The organism is Cypionkella sp. TWP1-2-1b2 (assembly GCF_049896245.1).
Taxonomy (GTDB): domain Bacteria; phylum Pseudomonadota; class Alphaproteobacteria; order Rhodobacterales; family Rhodobacteraceae; genus Cypionkella.
This window is the reverse complement of record NZ_JAFCTX010000079.1, coordinates 1-6,006: the sequence shown is the minus strand read 5'-3', so window position 1 is coordinate 6,006 and position 6,006 is coordinate 1. Positions and strand designations below refer to the sequence as shown.

Genomic DNA, 6,006 nt, shown 5'->3' with positions numbered 1-6,006 from the left:
CCATCCTGACCAAGAACGGCTTTGGCACAGATAAGGCACCGGTTCAGTATGCGGATGTGAAAGCTGGCACCTATGTGGGTGCAGGCAAGCCGCTGCCATTCTGATCCGATGGCCGACAGTAATCCTGTTGTTGGGACGAGGGGGGTGGCGCAAGCCGCCCCCAATCGGCCAACGCGGCGCCGTTCACCCCGGATGCGTGCCGCATTTCCATACCTGCTGGTCGCCCCGGCGCTGATCTATCTGCTGGCAATCACCCTCTACCCGGGCGTCTTTGCGATTTACCAAAGCATGTTCGTCGTGACCTTCAAGGCATGGAACTGGGCGGGCCTGACCAATTATACCACGCTGTTGGCTGATCGAGAGTTCTGGCAGGCCCTGACCAACACGGCGATCATCGGCGGGATTTCCCTTGTCATCCAAACCGTGATCGCACTCACAATTTCCTATTTCGCCTACCGCGATCCCTTCATCCGCGGCTGGCGCATCACCTACTTGATGCCGATGCTGTTCATGCCCTCGGCGGTGGCTTTCCTTTGGAAGTTGGCGTTCAACGACGGGCGGGTGATCTCTGACCTGTTGATGCGGCTTCACATCACTGATGGCAATGTCGACTGGCTTGGCTCGATCCCACTGGCAAGGCTGACCCTGATTGTCGCCGATGTCTGGCAATGGACGCCGTTCCTGTTCATCATCTTCGTGGCCGCCTTGCAGGGACAGGATCAAGAGATTGAAGAAGCCGCAAGGCTGGACGGCGCAAGCTGGCCCGCGATTTTCTGGAACATTTCGTTGCCGATGATGCGCCCGGTCATCGTGGTCGCGGTCACTCTCCGCGGCATCGACATCACCACGATGTTCACCAACGTCTACATCATGACCCAAGGCTCTCCCGGTGGAGCCACTGAAACGATGAGCTACTTCATCTACCGTCAGGGCTTTCGGATGTTCAACTTCGGCTACGCCTCTGCCGCCTCGGTGCTGATGCTGACCTTGACCATCATCGTGGCTCAGACCGTGGTGAAACGCGCTTTCCATTCGGGGAAGAACTGATGGCACAAGCGATACGCAAAAACCGCAACGAAAGCATGCTGATCCGCTATCTGGTGCTGGGATCATGGGCCCTGACCTGCCTTGCCCCGATTATCTGGTTCCTGTCGATTGCCTTCCGGCCCAGAACTGAAATTGTCGGCACGTATCCCATATATATTCCCACGCTGTCACTTGACGCCTGGTTCCAGCTGATCGAGAACTGGCCTATCGCCCAATACCTGCGCAACTCGCTGGTGTCGGTCACCGGATCGGTCATCATTGACCTGTGTCTGGCAATCCCCGCCGCCTTCGCCCTGTCGCGCTACGAGTTCAAGGGGCGTGAGGATATCGGCTTTTACATTCTGTCCACCCGCATGATGGCCCCGGCCATCGTTGCGGTGCCAATTTTCTTTTTGTTCCGTAAGATGGGGCTGCTGGACAGCGTATGGGCGCTAATGCTGGTCTATGCGGCCATCAACCTCAGCCTCGTGACTTGGATCATCCGCAGCTATATGCTGGATATCCCCAAGGAACTGGAGGATGCCGCCCGCACCGATGGCGCCGGTGATCTGCGCATCCTGTGGGAAATCATCATCCCGGCCTGCCTGCCCGGTATTATCACCGCCGCCGTCATCGCCGCGATTTTTGCCATCAACGAGTTTCTGTTCACCCTGCTCATCGCCTCGACAGAGAAGGCCTACACGATGTCGGTGGCGCTTGCCAACTTCACGGGCGGCTCGGATGGCGTGATCTACAATGCAATCGCCCTTGTGTCTTTCCTTGCCTTCGTGCCGATCCTGATCTTGGTGATCCTGATCCAGAAGCACCTGTCGCGCGGTCTGACAATGGGTGCCGTGAAAGGATAAGCCATGGCCTCGATAAAGTTGAACAACATCGTCAAAAGCTACGGTGCCTTTTTGGGTGTCCGCGAAATGACGCTGGATATCAAGGATGAGGAGTTTCTGGTTTTGCTGGGCCCCTCAGGCTGCGGCAAGACCACGACCATGCGGATGATCGCCGGTCTTGAACAGCCGACCGAGGGTGAGATCATCATCGGTGACGAGGTAGTGACTGGTGTGGATGCGCGTGACCGCGATGTGGCGATGGTATTCCAAGGCTATGCGTTGTACCCCAACATGTCGATTTATGAGAATATCCGCTTTCCGCTGCGGATGCGCGGGGTGCCCAAGGCCGAACAGGATGCGCTGATCCGCAGGGCTGCGCAGATGGTGGAACTGGGCGACTATCTTGACCGCAAGCCGGGTGCCTTGTCAGGTGGCCAACGCCAGCGCGCTGCTCTGGCTCGTGCCGTTGTGCGCCAGCCACAGGTTTTTTTGATGGACGAACCGCTGTCGAACCTGGACGCTAAACTCCGCGCCTCAATGCGGGTGCAGATCAAGCATCTGCAGCGACAGTTGCGCGTCACCACCGTCTATGTGACGCATGACCAGATCGAGGCGATGACGCTGGCCGACCGGATTGTGATCATGGACAAGGGCGCTATCCAGCAAATCGGCACGCCAGACCAGATTTATGCCGATCCGGCCAACACCTTTGTTGCGGGCTTCATCGGACAGCCTCCGATGAACCTGATCGCGGGAATTGCGAACAGCGGCACGTTTGCGGCTCAGGGCATCAATGTCGCCTGTCCCCTTGGCCTGTCAGGCAAAGTCACCTTGGGCATCCGGCCAGAGGATTGCAGCGTTGGCGGCGACAACATGCAGGGCATGGTGTACGGCGTCGAACCCACAGGGGACATGACCTATCTGACCGTCACCACGGGTGCCAAGCAGATTGAGGTCAAAGCCGCGCGTGATTTCCGGTCTGACATCGATGTGCCCATCAGCATCGGGTTTGATCCCGCCCGACTTTACTTTTTTGACGAACAAGGCCAGCGCCTCCGGGGGAAAGCATGAATGCACGTTTTGACTATACTGCGATGGGGTTCATCACCTTTGATGCGCTCTGTCGCCCGGTCACCCAGATCCCGCCAAATGGTGACACCTACTTTGTCGAAGAACTGACCTTGGCCGTGTCTGGTGCCGCCGGAAGTGCTGTGATCGTGGCCGCCAAACACGGGCTGAAATGTCAGGCCGTCGGAGGCCTAGGCTACGACGACATGGGCGATTGGGTGATGATGAAGCTGGGAAAATTCGGCATCAATACCGAATTGATGCAGCGGTGCGCGGGGTACACGACCTCGTCGTCGCTCGTCACCACCCGGCCCGATGGTCAGCGCCCCGCCTTGCACAAACGCGGCGCCACCGATGGGTTCTTCATCGACGACACCCAGATTGATCGCGTGCTGGACACCAAAATCCTGCATGTGGGCGGGGTAGGGCTGATGAACCGGATGGACACCGGTCGGACCGAGGAAATCCTGGCCGAGGCCAAGCGCCGTGGCGTCATCACTACGTTGGACGTCTTTGCGTCAACCGCTGCCGATCTGCCCAAGGTCGAACGACTGCTGCCCTATACCGACTATTTCATCCCCTCCGAAGAAGAGGCGCGTGCCCTGTCAGGATTGCACGGCAACCGCGATCTGGCGCAGTTTCTGCTTGATCGGGGGGCTGGATGCGTGATTTTGACCCTCGGGGCGCAAGGCGCGTTCTATAGTAACAAGGATGGGACCCAGTTTCAGACGCCCTCTTTTCAGATCGAGGTCAAATGTACCTGCGGCTGTGGCGATTGCTTCAACGCCGGTTTTGCCACTGGCCTGCATCTGGGGCTATCACCGCAGGAATGTGTGGAGCTGGCGCAAGCTTCCTCGGCCCAGAACGCCACGGGTCTGGGCAGTCAGGCGGGGGTGCGTGACCTGGCCTATACGCGGGAATTTATCGCCACCACTCCGTTGCGGTCCAACGTCTAGCTTCCCGTCCGGCTCGCTATGGTCTATCCTGGGCGGACAGAGAAGAGAGTGAAAATGTCGAACCCGAACCTACTTCCTGATGTCATGCCGCTGCGCGATGCCCTTCGTGGGTTGCGCCATGCGTTGCGCCGTGGCGGCGAAACTTTGCTGGACGTAATGCCCGTTGGCTCGCTTCCGCGTCCGGCCGCCGAACTGGCCGGGGTTGTATTGCGCGAAGTGGGCGAGATTGCCAAGGGCGTGAACGACGTCGCCTCGGGTTTTGCCCGGTTTGCCCTTAAAGCCAATGACAAACAGCCTGAGGCGCTGCAAAAATTGACTGCAAAGCAAGGGGCCGAGGATGCCTTTGCACAAAGCATCTATGCAGCGGTTCAATCGGTTCTGCGGCGCCTGAATGCGCCTTCGGCCTATGTCAGCGAGACTGCTGCAAGGGCGGTATTTCTGGGACTGACGCAAGATCAAAGGCTTGGTTCTGACGCTGGCATTGCAGCGGACCTGTCGCTGGCCCTGAGAGATGCAAAGGTCTTGCGTGGCGTTTCCGCCGAAGATGCGGCACACGTCCCGGGCAATTCTCTCGAAAACACGTCGATCTTCGCCGTCATGCTTTGGCTGCAATCCAACCGCAATGAGGCCGAGGACGAAGCCGCCCTTTTTTCTGCCACTGACCTTGCGGTGGCACTCGCTTCTGAGGCCGACGCGGCCTTTCGCGCACACGACAGGAAACGGCTCGAAGCCCTTTATGCCGAGTTTGCATCGCATGTCTGATCTGCCGCCCCTCTCCGGCAGCTTGCCGCCTACGAACGAGCCTTTGCGGATTGCGGTTCGACGGATGCGCTGGTTCCGGGCCGCTTTTGAGGCTTATGTCGAGGCCGTTGGTGCGCGGATCGGCTGCACCTACAAAATCGACGAGGCCAAGCTTGGTGGCATCTTTGTGCGCTGGCTGCGGTCTGTTGAACGGCAAAAGCCCAGCAATCCCAAGGACCGTCACGACTATTTTGAATTCGCCGCAGGGCTGATGTTGCGTGAGTTGACGGCCGATATGCCGCTTTCCGCGGTGTCTGCGCCGACCAAGGCAGACGCCTCGTCTGCCGCAACCTTCTGGCCAGAGGGCTATGCTTGCACGATGTTTTGCCTGACTGTGCACTCTGTCGCCATGCAACAGGAGTTCAAGGATAAGCCAGAGGTGTCTCCTGCGATTGATGACCTGCGACACTGGTGGTCGTTCAAGGAAAATGCCCGGATGGACGCGTCCTTTTCAGTTGGCTTTCTGCAAATATTGCTCGGTCATCAGCCAAATTGGATGATGCCGGATGTTTTCCGGGCAAGACTGAGCCAGGAATTGCAAGGATCCTAGGCCTGTTCACTCGCAAGACGTTCTGCCACAAGTTCATCAGTGATCAAAACGGTGGGTTGGAGCATCTTCAGACCGGCCCGGATCACCCCCAGCTTTTGCCAGCCGCCTGAAGCCAGCACGATGTTCCGGGTGCCGCGCAGGTCAAGCGGATTGACAGCCAGCACCCGCTTGTTCACCGGGTGTTCGACGACGTTGCCCTCGGCATCAACAAAATGACACAGCAAGTCACCAATGGCACCCGCACGCTCAAGAGATGCCAGTTCTTCGCTGGTCAGAAGCCCATATTCCCGAAAGACCGAGTGCGGTGTCAGATCGCCGACCGAGACGATGGCCATGTCCAACGAACGCGCACGCTGGAAAATGTCGCTCATGCCAGTATGGCCCGCCAAAGCATCGCGGGTGGTGGGGTCGGGGGCAAAAACCGGGCCAGCCATTATATAGCATTCGGCCCCAAGGCGAGCGGCCACGCGCCAGGCGAATTCCGAAGGGTTCTGGTCGCTGACCCGGGTTAGACCGCCCAACAAGGACATGACGCGGATGCCATCTGGATGACGCGGCAGGATCGCGGGGACAGCGGCCGAAAGCGTCTTTCCCCAACCAAGCCCGATAGTCATGTTTGCGGCTATTGCCTGGGAAATATACGCGCCAACCTCTGCCCCGATGATGTGGCGCAGTTGGTTTTCATCCTGAGGGGTGGGTACAACGATGGCTTGTGTCAGCCCCCAGCGCTCCTCAAGCGCGCGTTCCAGTTCGACACAAC

General features: G+C 58.6%; 7 protein-coding genes. 6 read left to right on the top strand and 1 reads right to left on the bottom strand.

The features are described from left to right. Window positions 1-192: 192 nt before the first annotated feature. The 6 genes from ACP7AP_RS23855 to ACP7AP_RS23830 are packed head-to-tail and all read left to right on the top strand — an operon-like array spanning window position 193 to window position 5,246. Window positions 193-1,047 carry a carbohydrate ABC transporter permease gene (locus tag ACP7AP_RS23855; protein ID WP_426038381.1) on the top strand — a complete coding sequence of 285 codons (855 nt, stop codon included), beginning with the start codon at window positions 193-195 and terminating at the stop codon, window positions 1,045-1,047. Continuing rightward, complete coding sequence (locus ACP7AP_RS23850) at window positions 1,047-1,892, top strand: carbohydrate ABC transporter permease (RefSeq protein WP_426038379.1); 846 nt, start codon at window positions 1,047-1,049, stop codon at window positions 1,890-1,892. Before ACP7AP_RS23855 ends, ACP7AP_RS23850 begins: the two co-directional genes overlap by 1 nt. Window positions 1,893-1,895: 3 nt before the next feature. Further along, window positions 1,896-2,942 carry an ABC transporter ATP-binding protein gene (locus ACP7AP_RS23845; RefSeq protein WP_426038377.1) on the top strand — a complete coding sequence of 349 codons (1,047 nt, stop codon included), beginning with the start codon at window positions 1,896-1,898 and terminating at the stop codon, window positions 2,940-2,942. Next, on the top strand, window positions 2,939-3,895 hold the full coding sequence (locus ACP7AP_RS23840) for a carbohydrate kinase family protein (protein WP_426038375.1): 957 nt from the start codon (window positions 2,939-2,941) through the stop codon (window positions 3,893-3,895). Before ACP7AP_RS23845 ends, ACP7AP_RS23840 begins: the two co-directional genes overlap by 4 nt. A gap of 54 nt (window positions 3,896-3,949) precedes the next feature. Continuing rightward, window positions 3,950-4,657 (top strand): hypothetical protein, encoded by a 708-nt coding sequence (locus ACP7AP_RS23835; protein WP_426038373.1) that lies wholly within the window; start codon window positions 3,950-3,952, stop codon window positions 4,655-4,657. Then, a complete protein-coding gene (locus ACP7AP_RS23830) occupies window positions 4,650-5,246 on the top strand; it encodes a hypothetical protein (RefSeq protein WP_426038371.1) in 597 nt (198 codons plus the stop codon). Before ACP7AP_RS23835 ends, ACP7AP_RS23830 begins: the two co-directional genes overlap by 8 nt. Here the strand turns inward: ACP7AP_RS23830 and ACP7AP_RS23825 are convergent. Then, window positions 5,243-6,006, bottom strand: a 764-nt coding sequence (locus ACP7AP_RS23825) for a sugar-binding transcriptional regulator (RefSeq protein WP_426038369.1), incomplete at its 5' end; no start/stop codon positions are given. The genes ACP7AP_RS23830 and ACP7AP_RS23825 overlap by 4 nt on opposite strands.

Excerpts from the sequence above, each read along its gene's own strand:
- ACP7AP_RS23855 (WP_426038381.1), top strand. The coding sequence starts at position 193 with ATGCGTGCCGCATTTCCATACCTGCTGGTCGCCCCGGCGCTGATCTAT.
- ACP7AP_RS23850 (WP_426038379.1), top strand. The coding sequence starts at position 1,047 with ATGGCACAAGCGATACGCAAAAACCGCAACGAAAGCATGCTGATCCGC.
- ACP7AP_RS23845 (WP_426038377.1), top strand. The coding sequence starts at position 1,896 with ATGGCCTCGATAAAGTTGAACAACATCGTCAAAAGCTACGGTGCCTTT.
- ACP7AP_RS23840 (WP_426038375.1), top strand. The coding sequence starts at position 2,939 with ATGAATGCACGTTTTGACTATACTGCGATGGGGTTCATCACCTTTGAT.
- ACP7AP_RS23835 (WP_426038373.1), top strand. The coding sequence starts at position 3,950 with ATGTCGAACCCGAACCTACTTCCTGATGTCATGCCGCTGCGCGATGCC.
- ACP7AP_RS23830 (WP_426038371.1), top strand. The coding sequence starts at position 4,650 with ATGTCTGATCTGCCGCCCCTCTCCGGCAGCTTGCCGCCTACGAACGAG.